The organism is Pseudoduganella umbonata (assembly GCF_014192225.1).
In the GTDB taxonomy this organism is placed as follows: domain Bacteria; phylum Pseudomonadota; class Gammaproteobacteria; order Burkholderiales; family Burkholderiaceae_D; genus Rugamonas; species Rugamonas umbonata.
In genome coordinates, this window is record NZ_JACHXS010000006.1 from 310,235 (window position 1) to 331,971 (window position 21,737).

At 67.4% G+C, this 21,737-nt stretch carries 20 protein-coding genes; 7 read left to right on the forward strand and 13 right to left on the reverse strand.

Annotation, left to right across the window (positions count from 1 at the left end; all coding sequences use genetic code 11):
- Positions 1-181: 181 nt before the first annotated feature.
- The 7 genes from FHS02_RS17540 to FHS02_RS17570 all read right to left on the reverse strand — a co-directional run bounded on the left by FHS02_RS17540 (position 182) and on the right by FHS02_RS17570 (position 8,258).
- Entirely contained in the window at positions 182-1,876 is a 1,695-nt protein-coding gene (locus tag FHS02_RS17540; RefSeq protein WP_137313673.1) for a PQQ-dependent sugar dehydrogenase, read from the reverse strand.
- A gap of 83 nt (positions 1,877-1,959) precedes the next feature.
- Positions 1,960-2,361 (reverse strand): MerC domain-containing protein, encoded by a 402-nt coding sequence (locus tag FHS02_RS17545; protein WP_137313672.1) that lies wholly within the window; start codon positions 2,359-2,361, stop codon positions 1,960-1,962.
- Between the two features lie 24 nt (positions 2,362-2,385).
- Positions 2,386-4,488 carry a TonB-dependent receptor gene (locus tag FHS02_RS17550; protein ID WP_137313671.1) on the reverse strand — a complete coding sequence of 701 codons (2,103 nt, stop codon included), beginning with the start codon at positions 4,486-4,488 and terminating at the stop codon, positions 2,386-2,388.
- A 261-nt stretch (positions 4,489-4,749) separates the two neighbouring features.
- The gene (locus FHS02_RS17555; protein ID WP_137313670.1) at positions 4,750-5,592 is read right to left on the reverse strand and encodes an undecaprenyl-diphosphate phosphatase; all 843 of its coding nucleotides are present in this window, start codon (positions 5,590-5,592) and stop codon (positions 4,750-4,752) included.
- A gap of 19 nt (positions 5,593-5,611) precedes the next feature.
- On the reverse strand, positions 5,612-6,223 hold the full coding sequence (locus tag FHS02_RS17560; protein WP_137313669.1) for an exopolysaccharide biosynthesis protein: 612 nt from the start codon (positions 6,221-6,223) through the stop codon (positions 5,612-5,614).
- Positions 6,220-7,785 (reverse strand): TerC family protein, encoded by a 1,566-nt coding sequence (locus FHS02_RS17565; protein ID WP_137313668.1) that lies wholly within the window; start codon positions 7,783-7,785, stop codon positions 6,220-6,222. The genes FHS02_RS17560 and FHS02_RS17565 overlap by 4 nt, the downstream gene beginning before the upstream one ends.
- A gap of 107 nt (positions 7,786-7,892) precedes the next feature.
- Entirely contained in the window at positions 7,893-8,258 is a 366-nt protein-coding gene (locus tag FHS02_RS17570; protein WP_137313667.1) for a hypothetical protein, read from the reverse strand.
- Positions 8,259-8,420: 162 nt separating this feature from the next.
- Here FHS02_RS17570 and arfB point away from each other — a divergent pair, with 162 nt between their 5' ends.
- Complete coding sequence (gene arfB, locus FHS02_RS17575) at positions 8,421-8,816, forward strand: alternative ribosome rescue aminoacyl-tRNA hydrolase ArfB (protein ID WP_137313666.1); 396 nt, start codon at positions 8,421-8,423, stop codon at positions 8,814-8,816.
- Positions 8,817-8,826: 10 nt separating this feature from the next.
- Here the strand turns inward: arfB and FHS02_RS17580 are convergent, their stop codons facing one another.
- Together FHS02_RS17580 and FHS02_RS17585 are read right to left on the reverse strand one after the other, a co-directional pair.
- Complete coding sequence (locus FHS02_RS17580) at positions 8,827-10,665, reverse strand: AI-2E family transporter (RefSeq protein WP_137313665.1); 1,839 nt, start codon at positions 10,663-10,665, stop codon at positions 8,827-8,829.
- A 206-nt stretch (positions 10,666-10,871) separates the two neighbouring features.
- Complete coding sequence (locus FHS02_RS17585; RefSeq protein ID WP_137313664.1) at positions 10,872-11,546, reverse strand: hypothetical protein; 675 nt, start codon at positions 11,544-11,546, stop codon at positions 10,872-10,874.
- Positions 11,547-12,116: 570 nt separating this feature from the next.
- Between FHS02_RS17585 and FHS02_RS17590 the strand changes: the two genes are divergently transcribed.
- Both FHS02_RS17590 and FHS02_RS17595 read left to right on the forward strand, forming a co-directional pair.
- Positions 12,117-12,857: an FxDxF family PEP-CTERM protein gene (locus FHS02_RS17590; RefSeq protein ID WP_137313663.1), complete on the forward strand. Its 741-nt coding sequence runs from the start codon at positions 12,117-12,119 to the stop codon at positions 12,855-12,857.
- A 46-nt stretch (positions 12,858-12,903) separates the two neighbouring features.
- Complete coding sequence (locus FHS02_RS17595; RefSeq protein WP_137313662.1) at positions 12,904-13,698, forward strand: sterol desaturase family protein; 795 nt, start codon at positions 12,904-12,906, stop codon at positions 13,696-13,698.
- A 35-nt stretch (positions 13,699-13,733) separates the two neighbouring features.
- Here the strand turns inward: FHS02_RS17595 and FHS02_RS17600 are convergent, their stop codons facing one another.
- The 4 genes from FHS02_RS17600 to FHS02_RS17615 form a co-directional block, all read right to left on the reverse strand.
- Entirely contained in the window at positions 13,734-14,492 is a 759-nt protein-coding gene (locus FHS02_RS17600) for a hypothetical protein (protein WP_137313661.1), read from the reverse strand.
- A 51-nt stretch (positions 14,493-14,543) separates the two neighbouring features.
- Positions 14,544-15,953, reverse strand: a complete 1,410-nt coding sequence (locus tag FHS02_RS17605) for an alkaline phosphatase (protein WP_137313660.1) — start codon at positions 15,951-15,953, stop codon at positions 14,544-14,546.
- 32 nt (positions 15,954-15,985) lie between these two features.
- Positions 15,986-17,443: an alkaline phosphatase gene (locus tag FHS02_RS17610; RefSeq protein ID WP_137313659.1), complete on the reverse strand. Its 1,458-nt coding sequence runs from the start codon at positions 17,441-17,443 to the stop codon at positions 15,986-15,988.
- Positions 17,444-17,535: 92 nt separating this feature from the next.
- Positions 17,536-18,222 carry a hypothetical protein gene (locus FHS02_RS17615; protein ID WP_137313658.1) on the reverse strand — a complete coding sequence of 229 codons (687 nt, stop codon included), beginning with the start codon at positions 18,220-18,222 and terminating at the stop codon, positions 17,536-17,538.
- A gap of 201 nt (positions 18,223-18,423) precedes the next feature.
- On the opposite strand from FHS02_RS17615, the gene FHS02_RS17620 reads away from it, so the two are divergent.
- The 4 genes from FHS02_RS17620 to FHS02_RS17635 all read left to right on the forward strand — a co-directional run bounded on the left by FHS02_RS17620 (position 18,424) and on the right by FHS02_RS17635 (position 21,721).
- The gene (locus FHS02_RS17620) at positions 18,424-18,633 is read left to right on the forward strand and encodes a hypothetical protein (RefSeq protein ID WP_137313657.1); all 210 of its coding nucleotides are present in this window, start codon (positions 18,424-18,426) and stop codon (positions 18,631-18,633) included.
- A gap of 110 nt (positions 18,634-18,743) precedes the next feature.
- A complete protein-coding gene (locus FHS02_RS17625; protein ID WP_175424786.1) occupies positions 18,744-19,547 on the forward strand; it encodes a ThuA domain-containing protein in 804 nt (267 codons plus the stop codon).
- Between the two features lie 369 nt (positions 19,548-19,916).
- A complete protein-coding gene (locus tag FHS02_RS17630) occupies positions 19,917-21,125 on the forward strand; it encodes a cation:proton antiporter (protein WP_137313655.1) in 1,209 nt (402 codons plus the stop codon).
- 11 nt (positions 21,126-21,136) lie between these two features.
- Complete coding sequence (locus FHS02_RS17635) at positions 21,137-21,721, forward strand: DNA-binding protein (RefSeq protein WP_137313654.1); 585 nt, start codon at positions 21,137-21,139, stop codon at positions 21,719-21,721.
- Positions 21,722-21,737 lie beyond the last annotated feature (16 nt).

Consider the following 21,737-nt stretch of genomic DNA (forward strand, 5'->3'; position numbering starts at 1 on the left):
TCGCCCCCCTGCAACGCGACTGCTATCTGCGACATCCTATGCAGGGAAACCGGGGTCAGTCCCCTTGATACGGGCCGACAACTGGGGTTTGCAGTGGCGACTGGCGGGGACAGACCCCTGCCGCTCTGCCGCTATCTCGACATCGGATTGCACACCTTGCGGCGCCGCCTATTCACAATTGCTACTTCGGTGCCACCCGCCAGATCTCGCCAGTCACGTCGTCGTCCACCAGCAGCGAGCCGTCGTCCTGGACGACGACGGAGGAGGGCCGGCCCCACACTTCCTTGTCGCTGACCACGAAGCCGGTCATGAAGTCCTGGTATTTCCCGGTCGGCACGCCGTCCTTCATGAACACGCGCACCACTTTCGAGCCGGTGCGGGTGGCGCGGTTCCAGGAGCCGTGCAGCGCGAGGAACAGGTCGCCGTCGTATTCGGCGGGGAATTTCGCCCGCGCGCCGGGGCCGGCGGCGTACATGATCATGCCCAGCGGCGCGGAGTGCGCCGTCAGCAGCAGGTCGGGCGCCGTTACTTTCCCTTTCAGGTCGGGGCGGTGGCCTTTCAGTCGCGGTTCCTCGTGGTCGCCGATGTAGTACCACGGCCAGCCGTAGTGGGCGCCGGCTTTTACGCGCGTCAGGTAGTCGGGCGGCAGGTTGTCGCCCAGGCGATCGCGCTCGTTCACGCTGCACAGCAGGTCGCCCGTGCGCGGATACAGGTACATGCCCACGCAGTTGCGCAGGCCGGTGGCGAAGGTGCGCCTGTTCTTGCCGTCCGGGTCGAACGCCAGCACCAGGGCGCGGTCGAATTCGGAGCCCCACGGTGCGCCCAGGCCGTGTTTTTTCTCCCATTGCGCCAGCGGTTCGGGCGGCGCCGCGCCGATGTCCTCGGCCACGTTCGACGCCGAGCCGATCGACAGGAACATCGTCTTGCCGTCCGCCGAGAAGACCAGCGTGCGGGAAGAGTGGCTGCCCGTCTCCGCCGTCAGTTTCGGCACCACCACTTCCGGCTCCGCGGTGGCGACCAGGTCGCCGTTCCTGTACGGGAACCGCACGATCGAGTTCACGTTCGCCACGTACAGGTACCGGGGATTCGGGCCGGCCGGCCAGAAAGCGAAGCCAAAGGGCCGGTCCAGCTTCGCCGCGAACACGCTGACCCGGTCGGCCTTCTCGCCGGTGGCCGAGCGGAACACCTTGATCAGCCGCTTCGTCGTCGAGGAAATGAAGATGTCGCCGTTCGGTGCCCTGGTCATCACGCGGCCGCGGTCCGGGTCCGTCGCCCACAGGTTGACGCTGAAACTGTCCGGCACGGCCGGCAGCACGCCCTGCGGCCGCGGCACGGTGCTCGGGTTGTTGCCGGCGCTGGCGCTGGCGAACGGCGGCGGCAGGTCGGCCATGCGTACTTCGTGGATGCGGCCCGGGGCGTCGTTGCTCCAGTGCTCCTCGCCGGGCTTGACCAGGTCCGTAGCCGATGCCGTGGCCGCGGCGGCGGCGGCCTCCTTGCCCTTCGCGGTACCGAGCCAGGCAACCAGCGCGGCCCGCCCGGCGGCATCCGGAACCGCGATCGGCATCGTCGTGCCGGGCGCGTAGGCCGCCGGGTCCTTCAGGAACAGGTCCAGTTCGCGCGCCGTCCAGCGTTTTCCGCCGGCGCCGACGGCGGCCAGTGCCTGCGAGTAGCCGAAGCCCGGCACGCCGGCCACCTTGCGGCCCAGCGTATTGAACAGCGGCGGACCGGCCAGCGCCGCCATGTCGGGCGTCGCCGTGTGGCAGATCGCACAGTTGTTCTGGAAGATGCGCTTGCCGTCCGGCGCGGCGGACGCGGCGGCGGCGAGCGCCAGGCTGGTGGCGGCGATGGCAAGCCTGGTCGCGGAATTCGAATGCATGGGGTTCCCGATGGTGGTCGACGATGAACGGCCACTGGCGTGGCCGGCACCTTATTGTCGACCGGTTACGGACCCGCTTTCAATCATCTGGATGAGAAGATGCGCGATCCCGCGCAGCGGCGGCAGCAGATCCGGTTGCGCACGTGCGCGCCGAACAGCAGCAGGGCGCCGGCCACGCTGACCACCGCCTCCGCGTCGTGGCCGTAGCGGGGTTCGACGACGAACATGGCCACCGCCAGGCAGGCCAGGCCCGCGCCGCCGAGCAGCGGCACGGCGCGGCGCCGGTGCGCCAGGTAGCCCGGCCCGAGCGACAGCAGCGCGGCAATCACCGCCACGCCGAGCAGCACCTCGTGCACGTGCCCGTCCTCGGCCCAGCTCATGGCGGGCAGCATGGCCAGCAGCACCGGCATGGCCAGGCAGTGGACCATGCACAGGGTGGAAGCGAACAGGCCCGCGGCATCGGCCGCGCCGGTCAGTTTGTTCATGGTGATCCTTTCGTCGGTGGCGGGTCAGAAGAAGTAGCGCAGCGAGCCTTCGAGCTGCGTACGCGGCACCGTCGACACCAGCAGGCCGGCAGCGGTGCCGTAGGCGATGTCGCTGGCGAACCGGTGCGGCTGGACGACCAGCGCAAGCGATGCCTGCACCGTCCCGATGTCGTAGCCCGATCTGAGCGTGTAGCGCACATAGGTCGGCATGTCGCGCCGCACGGAAGGGGCGCCGGTGTAATAGGGGTTGCGGGCGGTCACGTAGACGTCGCCGTTCAGCGTGAGCATGCCGGCGCCGAGCGCGCCGCGATACTGCGCGCCGGCCTTCCACGTGTGCGCCGGCACGGACAGCAGCGCCCCCGCGCCCGGCGCCGGGTTGTCGAGCCGGGCGCGCAGGATGCGCCCGTAGCTGAAATAGGCGCTGGCGGCGCGGCCGGGCTGCCAGTTCACGTCGAACTCGTATCCCCTGCGCGTGGTCTGGCCGGACGGCAGGAACACGTCCGGCGCGGTGTTGACGATCTCGTCGTCGTTGCGGATGGTGTAGACGGCGCCCGCCACGTTCCAGCCGGCGGCCGGGCGGGCCTGGATCCCCAGGTCGTGCGAGCGCACCTTGCTCGGATCGATGCCGGCGTTGATGCGGCCGCCCGGCGCGCCCAGCGGCCCGAGGCTGCCGCTGGCGCTGATTTGCTCCGCCGCGGGCGAACGGAAACCTTCCGCCACATTGGCGAACACGTCCAGGCCGGGACAGGCGCTCCACAGCAGGCCGAGTTTCGGCGTGAACGCCGATCCGCGGTAGGGAGTGGAGGCAGCCGGCAGCTTGCGGTTGACCAGGTCGTACTCGAAGCGGTCATAGCGCGCGCCGGCATGCAGCTTCAGTGCCGGCAGCAAGCGGTACTGGCCCTGCACGAAGGCGCCGTAGGTCAGCAGGTCCAGCTCCTGGTTGTTGACGTAGCTGGCGGTGGGCTGGCGGTCGCGGTACTGGCGGCGCAGCGCATCGCCCTTGTCCGCGCGGGTTTCCAGGCCCGCCGTCAGCACGGCACTGTCGCCGAAGGCCCAGGTATTGCCTGCCCGCCCGCCGTAGATCGCGCGGTCGTCGTAGCCGAAGGTGTGCAGCGTGGTGCTGGTGGCGATCGCGCGGCTGCGCTCGAAATCCTCGGCATACACGGTGGCGAACCAGCCGGCTGCGCCGGTCGGCTGGCGGTTGAACACCAGCGTGCTGCGGTGCGCATCGCCGAAGCCGGGCAGGCCGAACTGCGTCGAATGCGGGTCGAGGCCCGCTTCCATCGCCGGCAGCGACAGATAGCCGGCGCCCGCGTAGTCGGACCGGTAATAGCTGGCGCGCAGGCTGTAGATGCCGTCGCCGATCGTCGTCGACAGCTTCCAGAACAGGTTCGTGCGATCGTTGCTCGCGCCGTGGCGGAAACCGTCGCTGCGGTAGCGGTCCGCCACCAGCAGCGAGCGCACCGCGCCGTATTCTCCGGACAGCGTCAGCGACGCGCGGCGCCCTCCGTGGCTGGCCAGCGTGATCGCCGCGCTCGACGGCGTGGCGGCGCCGCCTTCGCGGGTGGCGATGGTAATCGAGCCGGCGCGGTTCTGGTCGCCGTACAGCGCGGAGACGGGGCCCTTGACCACGGCGACGCTGTCGATCATGTCCGCCGTCATCCATTCCAGAAAGGCCGGGCCGTGGCCCGCGCCGCCCTGGCTGGACGGGATGTTCTGCGGCACGCCGTCGATGTAGATGGCGGTGTCGGCGCCGTGCGTGCCCTGGGTGGCGAAGCCGCGCATGCGGAATCCGTTGCCCGTGTCGCCCTGGTCGATGTTGTTGGCCACCACGCCGGGGATGCGCTGGAAGATGTTCGAGATGTCGCGGCCGATTGCCAGCGTGGCGATGTCCTCGGCGGTGATCGTGTTGACGGTGCCGGGCAGTGCCTCGGGTGCCAGGGATGGCGTCATGCGGTCGTCGTTCAGGCTGCCGCGGATTTCGACGACTTGCGTGGGGGCGGGGGCGTCGGCTGGGGCCTCAGTGGCGCAGGCGATGCCGTGGGCTGCGCAGGCGATGAGGACCGCGCGCGGCAGGGTATGGACGGGCAGGGCGGCTGGGATGGCGCGGCGCGGCAGGGCAGGCAAGGTGGACTCCGGGAAGGGCGAAAGGCCTGAACTATACGATAATGAGAATGCATTATCAAGTAGGGTGCGTCGAAACCGGGGTCAGAATGCATTTTCAAGTAGTGCACGTCAAAACCGGGGTCAGTCCCCTTGTTTGAGGGCGGCGACTGGGGCAGCGGGCTCGGACTGGCGGGGACAGACCCCTGGTACGCAGCCGCCTTTTGCGACTTCATATTGAAAACGGCGGCCGGAGCCGCCGTTGGTGCTGGCAACCGCCGGTTGTCAGATCGGGGCCATCCGTCCGGTGCCCAGCAGCGCCAGCAGCACGATGCCCAGCACGATGCGGTAGATCACGAATGGCATGAAGCCGCGGCTGCTGACGATCTTCAGGAAGCCGACGATGACGGCGTAGCCGACGAAGAAGGCGACAACGGTTGCCAGCGCGGTCGGGCCCGGCGCCACGGGGCCGGCGACGCCCCAGCTTTTCACCAGCTGGTAGCCGCCGGAGGCCATCACCGCGGGGATCGCCAGCAGGAACGAGTAGCGGGCGGCGGCCTCGCGGGTGTAGCCCATCAGCAGGCCGGCCGTGATGGTGCCACCGGAGCGGGACACGCCCGGGACCAGCGCCATCGCCTGCGCGAAGCCGAAGACGATGCCGTCGCGCCAGGTCATCTGGCCCAGCGCCAGCTGCTGCTTGCCGAAGCGGTCGGCAAAGCCCATCAGCGCGCCGAACACGATCAGCATGGTGGCGGTCAGGTACAGGTTGCGCAGGTAGGTTTCAATGGCATCCTGCAGCAGCAGTCCCAGTATGCCGATGGGGAGCGAGCCGACGATGATCAGCCAGCCCAGGCGCACGTCCGGATGCTTGCGCATGGCCGGATCGGACAGGCCGCGCAGCCAGGCGACGGCGATGCGGGCGATGTCGTGGCGGAAGAAGATCAGCACGGCGAGTTCGGTGCCGATCTGCGTGATGGCGGTAAAGGCGGCACCCGGATCCATGCCGGAGGGCAGCAACGGGCCAATGATGCGCAGGTGCGCGCTGGAGGAAATGGGAAGGAATTCGGTCAATCCCTGGACCAGTCCCAGCAAGGCAGCTTCCAGCCATCCGATCGATGTTACGGTCATGCGTTTCTATCCTGTCATGTCAAAAAGCCATCATCATATACAAAATTGCCTTGATTGCAGCAAATACAACACCGGAGACTAGCACGGCCGAGGCCGCAGCGGTCGCCAGCCCGGCAACGATCCACAGTCCGTCGCGCTCCAGCACGCCGAGCGCCAGCATGCTGATGGCCAGCGACGGCAGCATGTTCCCCAGCGGGATCGGCAGCAGTACCACGATGGCCAGCATCAGGCAGATCGCGCCCACCACGTATTCCATCGGCGGCAGCGCCCACGCACTGCCGCGCGGGCGCAGCATGCGCTCGGCGCGCAGCAGCCACGGCCGGATGCGGCCGATCAGCGCCTGGAAATCCTTGCGCGCGATCGAGCGCGTGGCGATGAAGGCGGGCAGCCAGGGCTTGCGGGCGAACGCCAGCTGGGCGGCCAGGATCACCAGCGGCGCGCCCAGGATCGCCGACGTGCCGGGCAGCGCCGGCAGCACGTTGGGGCAGGCGAACACGAACAGCAGCGCGGCCAGCGCGCGGTCGGCCAGCGCCGTCAGCAGGTCGCCGATCGAGATGCGTTCGCGCGTGCCGTCCTCGGCCAGCTGCTGCAGCACTTCGGACAGGGCGGGTCCATTCGACTCTTTGTTCATTGAACGGCCTCCTCGGCGGTTTCGGCGGCGATGCGCCGCACCGACACCTTGGCGATGCGCCGTTCTTCGACGGCGATGATTTCATAACGCAGACCGTCGAGTTCGAGCACCTGGCCCGCCTCGGGGAAACCTTCGAAGTGTGCCAGCAGGAAGCCGGCCAGCGATGTGTAGTCGGCATCGTCGCTGACCAGCGTATCCGTTTCCAGTACCTGCTCGAGCAGGTGCAGGTCGGCCGCGCCATCGACTTCCCACAGGCCGGGCGCTTTCGGCTGGATGGCCAGTTCCTCGTCCTCGTCGGGGAATTCGCCGGCAATGGCTTCCAGGATGTCCACCGGCGTCAGCAGGCCCTGCACGACGCCGTATTCGTCCGTCACCAGCACCACCTGGCCATGCGCACGCTTCAGCGTCTCCATCGCCTTCAGCACGCCGGCCGTATCGGGCAGCACGATCGGCGTGCGCAGGCGACCGCCGGATTCGCCGATCGGCCGGTGCAGCAGCAGGTCGCCGATCATGTCCTTGGTGCGGGCGATGCCCAGCACGTTGTCCAGCTGGCCCCGGCACACCGGCATCAGGCTGTGCGGCGTTTGCTGCAACTGCCGCAGGACAGTGCCGGCGTCGTCGTCGAGGTTCACCCACGACATTTCCGAGCGCGGCGTCATGATCGACCGCACCGAGCGGTCGCCCAGCGTCAGCACGCCGCTGACCATGTTGCGCTCCTCGACGGCGAACGTGTCCAGCCCGGCCGGCCGGGTGTCCTGCGGATCGGCCGCGGCTTCGGTGCGCTTGCGCCCGCCCATCAGCCGCAGCACGGTATCGGCGGTGCGGTCGCGGAACGGCACGCGCGCCTGGCTTTTCAGGAAGTTGCGGCGCGCGAACTGGTTCAGTGTCTCGATCACGATCGAGAAGCCGATGGCCGCGTACAGGTAGCCTTTCGGGATATGGAAGCCCAGGCCTTCGGCCACCAGCGACAGGCCGATCATCAGCAGGAACGACAGGCATAGCACGACGACGGTCGGATGCGCGTTGACGAAGCGCGTCAGCGGCTTCGAGGCCAGGATCATCACGCCGATGGAGATGACGACGGCGGCCATCATCACGCCCAGTTCGTCGACCATGCCGACGGCCGTGATCACCGCATCGAGCGAGAACACGGCATCGAGCACGACGATCTGCGCCACCACGGCGCCGAAGCCGGCATATACCTTCGACCCGGTGGCTGCATGGGTGACCCCTTCGAGCCGTTCATGCAGCTCGATCGTGGCCTTGAACAGCAGGAAGACGCCGCCGGCCAGCAGGATCAGGTCGCGGCCGGAAAATCCCTGGCCGGCCATGAAGAACAGCGGCGTGGTCAGCGTGACCAGCCAGGACACGATCGTCAGCAGGCCAAGCCGCATCAGCATCGCCAGCGACAGGCCGATCAGCCGCGCCTTGTCGCGCTGGTGGGGCGGCAGCTTGTCCGCCAGGATCGCGATGAAAATCAGGTTGTCGATGCCCAGGACGATTTCCAGGACGACAAGCGTCAGCAAGCCCGCCCAGATTGCCGGGTCGAAGAGCCATTCCATTTGATAAAACCTCGTTAAGACAACAGTGCTTCTTGAAAGGAGAACAGGAGCGCGGGCCGCCACGCCGGCAGGCGCAGGCAAGCGGCAGCCGATACGGCAGGGCCGTGTCAGGCGGCGGGAGGCGGTTTTATCGGCGGCAGGGGATCGCGCCCGCGCCGCGGTGGCACGAACGAGGAAACGGATGCATCGGGGGGCGCGGCGGATGGCAGCCGCGGTGCGGCGTGCACGGTGTCATGAAAATCCATGCCGGCCGGCGGCTCGTCCGGATCGATGTCGCACATGGCTTCGCCGACCTGGCTGTCCATGGACACGGTCAATGCATTGGACAGGGGCGATGCCTTGGATAGGGTCGATGCCGCGGACAGGGTTAATGTCTCGGTATGCGCCGGCGCGTTCGCGGCGACCGACATCGACAGCGCGAGGACATTCAGGGGGAACAGCAGGGCAAGGAAGATGACGAATAATCGTCTCATAGACATAACGTTGCAGGGAACGCGGCAAGTGTACCATGCATCGGGGCGCCCGGCCGTCCACGTTGCTGTACCGGCAATGGTGCCGCCCTTGGCGAATCGCACTGCGCATTGCGCTATCATGCGCATCGCGACCGGGCGGCCGGTCAGCTCCAGCGAGGCGGCATGGCGGTCATCAATCCCAGTGAAGTAGCGTTCAGCGCCATCCGTGCCCAGGGCCCGGGCGGGCAGAACGTCAACAAGGTGTCGTGCGCGGTGCATGCGCGCTTCGACGTCGCCGCATCGTCGCTGCCGGCGCGCGTGAAGGAGCGCCTGCTGGCCATGCGCGACGGGCGCATCACCCAGGAGGGCGTGCTGGTCGTCAAGGCGCAGGCGTCGCGCAGCCTGGAACAGAACAAGGAAGAGGCGCTGCGCCGCATCCAGGAGCTGGTCGACGCGGCGGCCCACGTTCCCGTGGTGCGCCGTGCCACCAAGCCGACCCGCGGCTCGCAGCTGCGGCGGGTCGATGCCAAGGTGCGCAGCGGGAAGATCAAGGCGCTGCGCGGCAAGGTTACGGACTGACGACAGGACGCTATGCCTTGGCCGGCTTGGCCGCCTTGACCGGCGCCACGAACGCCAGCGCCTCCTCGAACGATTGCAGCACCATGTCTACCCGTTCGGCCACCTGGGCGGGATCGGCCTGGGCGTCCTCGCGCGGCCGGATCGTTACCAGCGGCACGTCGGGCAGGTTCTCGCGCAGCGCGGCGACGGCTTCGCACCATGGCCCGAACGCGGTATCGATCGGGTAGACGACGAACACGGTCGATACCAGGTGCTCGGCATCGGGCCGCGCTTCGCCGTCGTCGTCGTCGTCCAGCGTGATGCTGCGCGCATCGATGCCCGCTTCGCGCAGCGCCAGCACCAGCAGCTCGCTGCGGAATTCCTCGCGGATGTTGGCGAAGCCCACGCTGAGCACGATCGAGCGCGCCGGCACGTCGAGCGAGCCCTGCCAGCGCCCCAGCCGCTCCTCGCGCAGGTGCCGCAGGTGCGCGCCGATGCTTTCGTTGAGCATCGACACGTTCAGGCGGCGCGCCCGCCCCATGTGCTTGCCCGCGGCCAGCGTGTCGGCCACCAGCGCGATGGTGGCGCGCAGGCGTCCTTCCTGCACCTTGTCGGTCGCGCCGCCACGCAGGTCGCCGATGGCCAGCGCCAGGCCGGGCAGCATGACCTGGTCGCAGTAGCGCGCCAGCGTGGACTTGCGCAGGAAGACGCGGGCATCGCCGATGATCGCGGCCGCGTCGCCGGACAGCGCGCGGTGGAAGAAGCGCTGCGCCGCGCTGGCGTCGGGCGACTCGGCCAGCAGGATGGTGACCGGTTCCAGGCTCTTGATATAGCGGCCGGCCACGACCAGGCACAGCGTCAGCGGCGTGGACAGCAGCAGGCCCACCGGCCCCCAGACGGCGCTCCAGAACAGCGCCGACACGATCACCGCCAGCGGCGACATGCCCGAGCTGTGGCCGTACACGCGCGGTTCGATCACGTTCGCCAGCACCACCTCCAGCGCCACGAACAGCCCGAGCGCCAGCAGCGCGAGCGACCAGCCCGGGTCGACCGCGGCGGCGAACAGCGCGATCGCGCCGCCGGCGATCAGCGCGCCGATGTAGGGCACGAAGCGCAGCACCGCGCACAGGGCCGCCCACAGCACCGCGTGGGGGATCCCCAGCAGCCACAGGATCGCCCCGATGACGGCGCCGAACACGATATTGACGATGAACTGGGAAAAGAAGAAACGCGAGACGCCGTGCGCCGCGTCTTCCAGGCCCCGCAGCGTGCGGCTCACTTCGCGCTGCCCGGCCAGCCGGACCAGCCGGTCGCGCAGGTTCTCCTGGTCGAGCAGGATGAAGACCAGCAGCACCAGCACGAGGCCGACGGTGCCGAGCGGGCCGGAAACGACGCCGATGGCCCGCGTCAGCGAATCCTGCGTCGACGTGGGCTCGCGGATCACGACCGGTACCGGCTGCGTGGTCCCGCGGCGCGCCCGCAGCGACGTGCCGGTCGCCGGCGCGGCCGGCACGCCTTCCAGCAGTTCCGTCGGCAAGCGGGACAGCGGCCGCTCGGTCAGCACCTGCACTTCCTTCAGCTTGGCGCGGATCTCCGCCCGGTACTGGGGCAGGTCGGCCGTCAGCGCATACAGCTGGGCGACCAGCACGACGGCCGCGCCAACGAGCGCCGAGATCGCTACGACCAGCGCGGTGAAGGTGGCGAAGGTGCGCGACAGGCCCAGCGACGCGATGGCGCGGATCAGCGGCGCCAGCGCCAGGCTGAGCACCAGCGCCAGCGTGATCGGTTGCAGTACCTCGCGGCCGAAATGCAGCAGCGCGATCGCGCAGGTGACTGTCAGGAGAAAGTTCGAAGGGCGTTTCAGAAACATGAAGAACCGGCGTTGGTGACGATCCGGCCGCTGCCGGGCAGCCGAATGGACGAGTTGGACATTGCCGGATGATAGTGCACTTCGGCCGCGCCGGGCACGCATCTCCACCGTGCGGGAAATTATATAATTGCTATTTATATAAGTTTATAAGTTTGCTGACAAACGGGGAGGCACGATGAAACCACCCCCGCCGGCACTGAAATAGATCAGTAGCAATCGCGCCGGTCCAGCGGTGCGTTCGGGTGGCGCCGGTCGACGGTGTTCGTGCGCCGGCCTTCCGTAAAAGCTGACGACAGGGCGTGGCTGGCGAGCCGGCCATGACGGATCAGGGGCGGGTTGCCGAACCCGTCGTCTTCCGGCTCGCTCGCGCAGTCTTGCGGCGTGGCTGCTGGTGGCGGAAAAGGGAGTGGCGGTGGCGGAATGACCGGCTGATTGTTGCGATCCCCGGCCAGTCTCGCCGCCGCTTCGATCTCGCGCCGCCGCATGCTGGCCAGCTTCCACGCCTTCTCGCCGGGCATCAGCACATTGATCTCGACCCAGGCATTGCGCACCGTGTCCGAACAGGCCGCCACGAACTGGTTGGGCGATACCGGCAGGCCGTTGTGCATCAGCCGGTCGCCGACGACCTCCGCATAACCATGCTCGGAACGGCACCATACCCGCAACCGCGTGCCTTCCGGCAGGAACAGGCATTTCCACTGATAGCCGCGCAGCACGGGAACGGCCGGGCGCCCGGCCTCCGCGCGGCGACTCTCCAGCCACGCGAGAATCGCCTTGTCCGCGAGCTCGCCCGGCGCGAGCGCAGAGTCCGATTGCTCGATGAACTGCAGGAGCGCGAGCATGGTGTGTGGTGCTACCGGCAGGGCTACTAATGGAATCATCCTGGATCTCCTTGCTGGAACAGGCTGGATTGCTCTGGAATTCTCTGAAAAGCGGCGAAGTTCATCGCTCGCTATTCAGTTGGACAGTTTCAGCGAAAAATAGTTCGTCACAGGGCGATCCAGCAGGGCGTTTCAGGTGTTCTCCATTAGGGAACTGCAGACGGAAACCACACCATGTATCGGCGGCGCCACACAGCCGTTGCCACGCAGATAGCAGTCCTTGTGTCGATGATCGTGCCGCTGATGCTTGCAAACCCGCGCGCAGAGTCGCGCATGGGCGCGGACATAGGCACGTGCATGGCCGCATGCGTGGCGGCATGCATGGCCGCTTGCTGGTTCCAGCCAGAGCGCCGGTGTTGGACAACGATGTCGTCCACGGTTCAAATTGTTCTGGACAATAGATCACGGCCATGGATTGTCTGATATAATTTCCCTATGCAATTGTTGTTTTCATAAAGCAACAACACGTCTCTCTCCGCAGTTCGGCAAGGTGTGTCGTCGAGCTGTCGTCGGCCCAAAAATCGCCGGCAGTTTCCCTCATTCTGTCAGTCATTCATTGGAGCCTGCGCCATGCGCCTCAAGACCGTCCTGCTGTCCCTGTTCGCCGCCGCCACACTGGGCACCGGCCTGGCCCATGCGGCTACCAATCTCGTCGCCAACGGCGATTTCGAGAAGACCACCAACGGCACCAACAAGCAGTTGTCCGCCACCGTCACCAGCGAAGAAAAACGCACCACGATCTCCGGCTGGACCAGCAGCAATGGCAATGACGGCGGCTACAACTTCGTGCTGGACTCGGCGACCGCACCGACGTGGGATTCGGCGATCTGGCTGAAGGGCAGCGGCAACGGCTACGACCCGCTGGATGGGCGCGGCAACATCTTCGCCTCCGATTCGCAGTACTGGCCCGGCGTGCTGTCGCAGACCGTGAGCGGCCTGACCGCCGGCAACGCGTACACGCTGACGTTCGACTACGCGCTGGCCCAGCAAGTGGGCTTCGACGGCGCCAACGTGGACAACTTCTGGCAGGTGGGCTTCGGCACCGCCACGCAGGACAGCACGGCGCTGTCGATCGCCAATGGCGGTTTCAGCGGCTGGCAGACGGCGTCGATGACGTTCACGGCCGCTGGCGCCAGCCAGGTGCTGTCGTTCCTGGCCAAGGGTACCGCGCCGGGCGCGCCGCCGTTCCTGCTGCTGGACGGCGTGTCGCTGGTGTCGGCCGTGCCGGAACCGGCGACGTGGGGCATGCTGCTGGGCGGTCTCGGCCTGGTGGCCTTCGCGGCACGCCGCCGCGGGAACAAGACGGCATAAGCCGCGCAAGCCTGTCCGATGCATCCGGTGCTCCGCAGTGGCTGCCATGCTGAATGAATTCGCCATCACCGCGCTGCGCCTGTTCGCCTGGCTGGTGCTTCTGACGGTGCTGTTCGTGCCGCTCGAACGGTGGTTCGGCGCGCACCATGCGCCGCGCTCGCGCCGCGAGCGGCTGCATGACCTGGCGTACTACGTGATCAGCAGCCTGGTGCCGGTCGTCGTGCTGGCCGCGCCGACGGCGCTGCTGGCCGCCGCCGCCCAGCACGTGGTGCCCGGCGCGTTGACGCACGCCATCGGGCAACTGCCGGCGGCCGCCCGCATCGCGCTGGCCTTCGTCATCGCCGAAACGGGGTTCTACTGGGGGCACCGGCTCAGCCACGAACTGCCATGGCTGTGGCGCTTCCATGCGCTGCACCACGGCACGGAGCACATGCACTTCCTCGCCAATACCCGCTCGCATCCGGTCGACATGGTGGTCACGCGGCTGTTCGGCCTCGTGCCGCTGTACCTGCTGGGCCTCGCCAGTCCGGGCGTCGCGGGCAGCGGCACGCCGGCGCTGCTGCTGGTGGCGGGTACGCTGTGGGGTTTCTTCATCCACGCCAACGTGCGCTGGCGCCTCGGGCCGCTCGAATGGCTGGTGACGACGCCCGCCTTCCACCACTGGCACCACAGCCGCCGCGACCACATCGACCGCAACTACGCGTCGACGCTGCCGTTCCTGGACCGGCTGTTCGGCACCCACTACCTGCCGCGCCACTGGCCGGCCGAGGTGGGCACCGATACGCCGCTGGCGGCCTCGCTGGGCGGGCAGCTGCTCGATCCGCTGCGGCCGCGGGGCTGAATACAGAATTCCGGCCCGGGATGATACGGTCCGGGTCAATCCAGAAAGTCCGCGTACTCCCGCTGCGCATATCCCTTCAGGTTTCGCCACGGCAGGTCCTGCGTCAGCCCGGCCGCCACTTTCAGCTCGGTGCGGTTGTAGAACGTTCCCGCCCTGTCGCCGCTCTCGATTACCAGCGGCAGCTGCTTTTTCTCGTCCCACAGCACGCGCTCGTACAGGCCGTCGCGTTCACGCTCGCGCCAGCGCGCGCCGGGCACGGGGGAAGGGCGTTTCGACGCCGCCATCGCCCGCAGGCCCCCGGTATCGAGCAGGTGGTAGGCGTGATCCCACGAGCCGTCGAAACCCACGTTGTCGAATTCGCCAGGAGGAATCGCGATCACTTCCTTCGCGTGCGCATCGACGTAGGTCAGCTGCAGCCTGCCGCCGTCCATCGCCACATGGCGCGGCAATGTCACGGGGTTGAAGTGCTTGTGGCCGACGCTCTTGCGGGCCGCCACCTTGTGCGCCACCGCCGCTTTCCCCTGCCCATGCGCAGTGTCGTTCCCATGCCCATGCCCATGTTCGTCCTCGTGGCCGTGCCCGTGGCCATGCCCCGTGCCGGGCAGCACGCGGGCGGTCCACACGTGGCCGGCGCGGCGCAGCATAGTTTCCTCGTAGCGGGCTTCGCGCGTCACGCCTTCCGCGGTGACGACCTTGCTGTAGCGGGTGATGCGCAGGTCGACGTCGGCGCCGGCGCGGGCGCTGCCTGCCAAGGCGAGGGTACCCGCCAGGAACAGGATCGCGCTTTTGCTCATGCTCGTGCTCGTGCTCGTGCTCGTGCTCGTGTTCATGCTCATGCTCATGCTTTACAACCCTGCTGCAGCCTTCAGCAGGCCGAACACCTTGGTGTTGTCCAGCGTGCCCTTGAACGTCTTCGCGCCGGCGCCGGTGGCGAACAGCTTCACGTCGCCGCCGCCGTGCGTTTCGGTGGACAGGCGCACGCCGGTCTCCTGCAGGTAGTTGTCGGCCAGGACGGTGGCGCTGTCCAGGCTGGAGCGCAGGCTGGGGCGGTTCGGGCCATTGCCGAAGACCAGCGTCGTGTACGTGTTGCCGTCGGCGTCGCGGCTCGGCTGGTTGTCGCGGTAGCCGCGGTTGATGTCGAGGATCGGGTTGCCGCGCTTGCCGTAGCCGTTGATTGTCAGCGTGTGGTCGTGGTCGGCGGTGACGACGATCAGCGTATTGGCCAGCGTGGGGTCGGTCAGTTTCGCCTTGGCCAGCGCGGCCTTGACCGCGTCGTCGAACGCGATGGTGTCCGTCAGCGCGCGCTTGGCATTGGTGCCGTGCAGCGCGTGGTCGATGCGGCCGCCTTCCACCATCAGGAAGTAGCCGTTGGTGTTCGAGGCCAGCAGGTCCATCGCCTTGACGGTCATTTCGGCGAGGCTCGGCTGGCTGGCGCCTTCGCCCAGCGGCGGCGTGGCGGTGCGATCCAGCTCGTACTCGAGGTGGCTGCGGCTGCTGTACAGGCCGATGAATTTCCTGCCGGCCGCCGCCGCGTTCATTTCCGCCTTGCTGGCCGCCACGGTGTAGCCCCTGGCCGCCAGTTCCGCCAGCAGGTTGCGGCCATCGGCGCGCCCGGCCGTGTTGGTGCCCGCCGCGAACGGCGTGAAGTGATTGCGGCCGCCGCCCATCAGCACGTCCACGCCGTCGCCCAGGGCCGTATTGAAGCCGGCGCCACCCGGTACCAGCTGGGCCGCGATCGCGTACTGCGCATTGCGGTTGCAGATGTGCGACCAGGCGGTGGCCGGGGTGGCGTGCGTCAGCTCGGTGGTGGTGATCGTGCCCACGGCCTTGCCCCTGGCCTTGGCCAGCTCCAGGATCGTCACGGCGGGCGTGCCGTTGCCGGCGGCGCAGTTGTTGATGCCGAGGTTGCCGTTGGCGTCGCGGCCCGGATCGGTGGCCACCGTTTCGGAAGACATCGAGACGACCTCGTTGTTCATCTTCACGCCCGTCATGTAGGCGGCCATCGACGGTGCGCTGTCGGTGGTCTGCGCATCGTGCGAGAAGGTCTTGATGCGCGCGGTGCGTTCCAGCGTGTCCATCGCCAGGCTGCCGTCTTCGCCGTACTTGTAGATGCGCGCGGCGGTGATGGTGGACGGGCCCATGCCGTCGCCCAGGAAGAAGATGATGTTCTTCGCCTCGCCGGCGGCATGCGCGGCGGTGAAGGAAAGCGCCAGCGCGGCGCCCATCATGGATTTTTTCAGGAAGGTGCGTTTCATGTGCGGTGATTCCGTATCGGGTTGTTCTTGGCTCACAGGCCGGCGGCGTTCTTCACCAGGCTGAAGACCCTGGTGTTGTCGATCGTGCCGGAGAACGTGTCGGCGCCCTTGCCGATGGCGCCCAGGAACACGTCGGTGCCGCCGTGTGTTTCGCTGCCCACGCCCATGCGCACCGCGGCTTCCTGGTGGTAGGTGTTGGCGCTGGTGGCGTTGTCGTCCAGCGATGCCTGGCCGGCACGGCTGGCCTGCACGCGGTTCTCGCCGTTGCCGAAGCCGATGATCGAATACGGCGCGCCGTCGAGATCCTTGTCGGCTTCGCCCGTCACGTAGTTCTTCACCACCCCCAGCACGCCGGCATTGCCGGCCGCCGTCTTGCCGGTGCGTTTCGCGTAGCCGTTCAGCACCAGCGTGTGGTCGTGGTCGGCGGTCACGACGATCAGCGTGTTCTTCAGGTCCGGGTCGGTGACCTTGGCCTTGGCGATCGCCGCCTTGATGGCGTTGTCGAAGGCGACCGTGTCCTGCAGCGCCTTCTTCGCCGTGGTTTCATGCAGCGCATGGTCGATGCGGCCGCCTTCCACCATCAGGAAGTAGCCCTTGCCGTTGCGGGCCAGCACGTCCATCGCCTTGGTCGTCATGTCGGCCAGGCTGGGTTCTTTCGCTGGATCGCGGTCCAGGTCGTAGCTCATGTGGCTGGACGTGAACAGGGCCAGCAGCTTGTCGGTCTTGGTGCCGTCGATCGCGGTGAGCTCGGCGGTGTTGCTGGCGACGGCGTAGTTCTTCGCCTTCAGTTCGGCCACCAGGTCGCGGCCGTCGGCGCGCCTGCCGCCGTCTTTTGCGGGCTTGAAGAACTGGCTGCCGCCGCCCATGATCACGTCCAGGCCGTTGCTGCCCAGCGCGCTGTTGTAGCCCGTGGCGCCCGGCACCAGCGCGGCGGCGATATCGTTCTCCAGGTCGCGGTGGCAGATGTGGCTGTAGGTGGCGGCCGGCGTCGCATGCGTGACGCGCGCCGTCGACACGACGCCGGTGCCCAGGCCCTGCGCCTTGGCCAGTTCCAGCAGCGTGGTGGCCGGCGTGCCGTTGTTCGCGCCGCAGTTGTTGCCCAGCCGGTTGCCGGCGCTGTCGACGACGGGATCGACCGCCTTCGTGTCCTGCGACATCGAGACGACCTCGTTGTTCATCTTCACGCCGGTCATGTAGGCCGCCATCGACGGCGCGCTGTCGGTCACCTGCGCATCGTTCGAGAACGTCTTCACGAAGGCCGTTTCCGGCAGCGTGTCCATCGTCAGGTCGCCGTCTTCGCCGACCGAGTAGATGCGCGCCGCGGTCATCGTGGTCAGGCCCATGCCGTCGCCCAGGAAGAAGATCACGTTCTTCGGCACCGTGGTTTCCGGCACGGTGGGGGTGGGAGCGGGGGCGCTGTCGCTGTCGCTGCCGCAGGCGGCCAGCAGTGCCGTGGTCAATCCGGCGATGAGTAGGGACTTGCGGTTCATGTGATGGTCTGGCTGTTGGAAAAGCCACAACCTTAATCAGCCAACATGACCGGATGATGACGGCACGGCCAGCGCCGCGGGCGCGAGGCGTCCTACCGGTGAACCGGCTGCATGCCTGCCTCGTCGGGCGGATCCTTCAGCACGGTGCGGCCGTTGACCAGCCATGCCACCCCGAAGGCGGCCACGGCACAGGTTTCCGGCCAGAACACGGACTGGCCTTCCAGCGCCAGGCCCATGTAGGCGATCGCCGCGAACGACAGCAGCATCACGGCGCCGCAGATCTTGTACACCACCTTGCGCCGGAAAGCCTGGATATTGTCCGGCGGCGTACCCGCGCCGAAGCGGAAGAACACCAGGTAGAACGACAGCGCCGCGAACGTGATCGCGAACAGCAGGTGATAGCCGAGGATGCCGTGGTTCGAGTAATGCGCCTGGGTGCCCAGGTCCGGATAGCGGGCCAGCAGTTCCGCGGCGTACGTCGGGTCCATCGGGAACAATGCCGCGCCGATCGCCGACAGGCCGGCCAGGGTGGCCACCACATTGTCGAGCAGGCGAGGGGTGCGGTAGCACGCCAGCAGGACGCCGGTCAGCACCGTGCTCGCCACGAAGATGTCGCGCATACTGGTGTAGTAATAGGCGCTGATCGATTCGGTGGTGCTGATGCCTTCCAGCAGGAGGCCGCCGCCCCGCACGGCCAGCGGCATCAGCAGGCCGGTCCAGCCGATGGTGTTGCGTAACGCCCGGTAGGAAACGATATGTTCATTCTCGACTGCGCGCATGCTGCCCTCCAGTGCCCCGATGCATTCTCCCTGCCGGCCAGCCGCCGCGTCGCACGACTGGCCCGGCGCCACCATCTTGCTGGTGCCGGAATCCCTATTGTAGACATTGTGACAAAGCGTGCATTTTCAATCGTTCGCGCGGTGCTACGCTGTGCGCCGGGGCCTGGCGTCCGCCGGGCAATACAAGCAAGGGAACCATCGATGGGATCGTATAACGTGTTTCACTCGGCATTCACCGTCATTTTCTTCCTCTTCTGGATCGCGGTCTTCACCATTCCCATGTGGCGCATCGCGGTCAAGGCGGGTTACCCGGGCTTCGCGTCGCTGCTGATGTACATTCCGCTGCTGAACATCGTCGTCCTGTGGATGTTCGCCTTCATGAAGTGGCCGGTCGAGCGCAACGCGCAGTAGGGTGCATGCCGACGGGGCGCGCTGCCGGTCCGCCGGAAAATCGGCCGATTGATCGGATGCCGGCCCGCTTTGCTCTTAAAATCTTCTTTTCTTCTACCGGGAAGCTGGCCATGCTGAAATCCATCGCGGGCGCGTTTGTCCTCGCCATCGTCGCCAACGCGTCGGCTGGCGCCGAGCCGGCCGGGCCGGTGAAGATCCTGATCGTCAGCGGTGGCTGCTGCCACGATTATCCGCAGCAGCGCAAGCTGCTGGAATCGGGCCTCAAAGCGCGCATGGCGGCCGAAGTCAGCCACGTCTACCACGATCCCCGGGCGGGCGAGAAGGCCACGCGGCCCGCGTTGCCGATCCACGGCAACCCGAAGTACGCCGACGGCTTCGACGTGGTGATCCACAACGAATGCGCGGCCGACGAGGACAGCGCGGCGGTGCTGGACGCCGTGCTGGCGCCGCACCGCGCCGGCGTGCCGGCCGTGAACCTGCACTGCGCCATGCACTCCTACCGCTCCGGCGATTGGAAGAAACCGGTGACGGCCGGCGCCCCGAACGCGCGCTGGTTCGAATTCACCGGCATCCAGTCCAGCGGCCATGGCCCGCAGTCGCCGATCCGGCTGACGGCCGCCGGCACCGGCCACCCGGTCGCCGCAGGCTTCCAGTCGTACACCACGGCCAGCGACGAGCTGTACAACAATCTGGCGGCGTTCGACGTCACGCCCGTGCTGTACGGTATCCAGCCGGAATCGCCGGTAGCGGCGGACCGCGCCAGGACGTACACCGTCGCCTGGACCCACCTCTACGGCCCCCGGCGCACCCGCGTCTTCAGCACCACGCTGGCCCACAACGAAGCCGTGATGGCCGACCCGCGCTACCTCGACCTCGTCGCCCGCGGCGTGCTGTGGGCAGTAGGCCGGCTGTAGCACCACTGTCTGCTTCCCGCCGTATTACCCCCGGCGCAAACAAAAGCAGAAGTCGCACATAGCGGTCGATCAGCAGGGGGACTGTCCCCGCATGGGGACTGTCCCCGGTTTTGCATTTCCGTGTCCGACACCGACGCCACCCACCGCCACAATCCCCTCGCTCACCCGAGTAAAAACCGGTGTCCGACACCCGTCGGTGTCCGACACCAGATGCCTCCCGCCATACCTATCCTCCTGTACCAACCGATTTCCCAGCCGCCTGTTGTGGAAACGCTACCACCACCCCTGAAAACGCTTTCACAACAGCCAACTCTCCGCTACTATTCCCGACGGTACGTAATTACATAACAAATAACGACTGGGAGACATATGAACACCACCGAAGTGTTTTTGCTGGCGATGCTGCTGATCTTCGTCGTACCGTTCCTGATCTGGCGCCTCGGCCGCACCGACTATTTCGCGCCACTGGCCATCGTGCAGATCATCATGGGCGTCGTGCTGGGCCCCGGCGTGCTGGGTGCCGCGCTGCCCGAATACCACGCGTTCGTCTTCAATCCGGATGTCGTCAAGACGCTGAACGGTATCGCGCTGTGGGGCGTGATGCTGTTCGTGATGCTCGCCGGCATTGAGCTGGACCTGAAGAAAGTGTGGCAGCACCGCCGCGAAAGCGCCACCGCGGCCGGCCTGTCGCTGGGCATGCCGCTGCTGCTGGGCTGCGCCGCGGCCTTGCTGCTGCTGGCCTACCCGGGCTGGATCGGCCCGAAGGCGGCCACCTGGCAATTCCTGCTCGGCACCGGCATGGCGTGCGCGGTGACCGCGCTGCCGGTGCTGGTGCTGCTGATGGAAAAGCTCGACATCCTGCGCCAGCCGATGGGCCAGCGCATCCTGCGCTATGCCAGCCTGGACGACGTGGCGATCTGGGGCGTGCTGGCGGTGATCATGCTCGACTGGGAACGCATGGGCCGCCAGGTCGGCTTCCTGCTCGCCTTCACCGTGCTGACGCTGCTGTTCCGGCGCCTGATGGTGCGCCTGCAGCAGAGCGACCGCTGGTACGTGGCGCTGATCTGGCTGGTGGCCTGCGGTTTCGGCGCCGACTGGGCCGGGCTGCACTTCATGGTCGGCGCCTTCCTGGCCGGCGTGGTGATGGATGCCGACTGGTTCGGCCAGGAACAGCTCGACAACCTGTTCAAGACCGTGCTGCTGGTGATGATGCCGGTGTTCTTCCTCAGCACCGGCCTGAAGACCAAATGGGATTTGGGCGGCTATGCGGTGTTCTTCGCGGCCGGGCTGCTGCTGTTTGCCTCGGTGGGCGGCAAGCTGGTCGGCGCGCACATCGCCGGCAGGGTCCTGAAATGGAAGGACGGCGAAGCGTCGATCATCGGCTGGCTGCTGCAGACCAAGGGCCTGATCGAAATCATCTTCGCCAACATCCTGCTCGACAAGGGCATCATCACCAGCGAGACGTTCACCGCGCTGCTGCTGATGGCGGTGGGCAGCACGATGCTGACGATTCCCGTGGTGCACCCGAAACTGAGCCGGGCGGCCAACCGCGGCCTGGTCGGCCAGGCCAGTTCCTGAAGGAGGCGCACATGGCACGCAACGGACTCACGAAAAACCAGGTCAGGGCGATCCGCGACCAGCTGCTGGCCGCAGGCCGCTACCCGTCCGCCGACGCGGTACGGCACGCGCTGGGCGACACCGGCTCGAAATCGACCATCCACAAGTACCTGAAGGAGCTGGCCGGCGAAAGCACCGACAGCGCGGCGCGGCGCGACGAAACCGAGCACGCGCTGCTGGCGCTGGTCGGCCAGCTGGCCGAACGCCTGCATGCCGATGCCGAAGGCAGCATGCAGGCGCTGCTGGCCGAGCGCGACCGGGCATTGCGCCGGAAGGACGAGGAACTGGCCGAGCTGCGCCGCACGGTGGCCGCGCTGTCGGCCCGCGTGGCAACGCTGGAAGGGCAGGACGCGACCGGTACGGTGACCAACACGCCCGGCGAGCGCCCCGCGCCGCGCCGCGGCCGGATCGAAGGCTTCGGCGATTTCAGCACGCTGCTGTCGAACTCGCGCTGCGGGCACCGCGACAGTTCGCCGTTCAGCATCATGCTGGCCGGTGGCCGGTCCGAAGTCTTCGATCCCGGCAGCGCCTGGCCGCCCGGCCCGCAAGCGGATTGAAGGGAAGCCGCCGGCG

Coding starts and splice junctions, on each gene's coding strand:
- FHS02_RS17540 (WP_137313673.1), bottom strand. CDS start 1,876: ATGCATTCGAATTCCGCGACCAGGCTTGCCATCGCCGCCACCAGCCTG.
- FHS02_RS17545 (WP_137313672.1), bottom strand. CDS start 2,361: ATGAACAAACTGACCGGCGCGGCCGATGCCGCGGGCCTGTTCGCTTCC.
- FHS02_RS17555 (WP_137313670.1), bottom strand. CDS start 5,592: ATGACCGTAACATCGATCGGATGGCTGGAAGCTGCCTTGCTGGGACTG.
- FHS02_RS17560 (WP_137313669.1), bottom strand. CDS start 6,223: ATGAACAAAGAGTCGAATGGACCCGCCCTGTCCGAAGTGCTGCAGCAG.
- FHS02_RS17565 (WP_137313668.1), bottom strand. CDS start 7,785: ATGGAATGGCTCTTCGACCCGGCAATCTGGGCGGGCTTGCTGACGCTT.
- FHS02_RS17570 (WP_137313667.1), bottom strand. CDS start 8,258: ATGAGACGATTATTCGTCATCTTCCTTGCCCTGCTGTTCCCCCTGAAT.
- arfB (WP_137313666.1), top strand. CDS start 8,421: ATGGCGGTCATCAATCCCAGTGAAGTAGCGTTCAGCGCCATCCGTGCC.
- FHS02_RS17580 (WP_137313665.1), bottom strand. CDS start 10,665: ATGTTTCTGAAACGCCCTTCGAACTTTCTCCTGACAGTCACCTGCGCG.
- FHS02_RS17585 (WP_137313664.1), bottom strand. CDS start 11,546: ATGATTCCATTAGTAGCCCTGCCGGTAGCACCACACACCATGCTCGCG.
- FHS02_RS17590 (WP_137313663.1), top strand. CDS start 12,117: ATGCGCCTCAAGACCGTCCTGCTGTCCCTGTTCGCCGCCGCCACACTG.
- FHS02_RS17595 (WP_137313662.1), top strand. CDS start 12,904: ATGCTGAATGAATTCGCCATCACCGCGCTGCGCCTGTTCGCCTGGCTG.
- FHS02_RS17600 (WP_137313661.1), bottom strand. CDS start 14,492: ATGAGCAAAAGCGCGATCCTGTTCCTGGCGGGTACCCTCGCCTTGGCA.
- FHS02_RS17605 (WP_137313660.1), bottom strand. CDS start 15,953: ATGAAACGCACCTTCCTGAAAAAATCCATGATGGGCGCCGCGCTGGCG.
- FHS02_RS17610 (WP_137313659.1), bottom strand. CDS start 17,443: ATGAACCGCAAGTCCCTACTCATCGCCGGATTGACCACGGCACTGCTG.
- FHS02_RS17615 (WP_137313658.1), bottom strand. CDS start 18,222: ATGCGCGCAGTCGAGAATGAACATATCGTTTCCTACCGGGCGTTACGC.
- FHS02_RS17620 (WP_137313657.1), top strand. CDS start 18,424: ATGGGATCGTATAACGTGTTTCACTCGGCATTCACCGTCATTTTCTTC.
- FHS02_RS17625 (WP_175424786.1), top strand. CDS start 18,744: ATGCTGAAATCCATCGCGGGCGCGTTTGTCCTCGCCATCGTCGCCAAC.
- FHS02_RS17630 (WP_137313655.1), top strand. CDS start 19,917: ATGAACACCACCGAAGTGTTTTTGCTGGCGATGCTGCTGATCTTCGTC.
- FHS02_RS17635 (WP_137313654.1), top strand. CDS start 21,137: ATGGCACGCAACGGACTCACGAAAAACCAGGTCAGGGCGATCCGCGAC.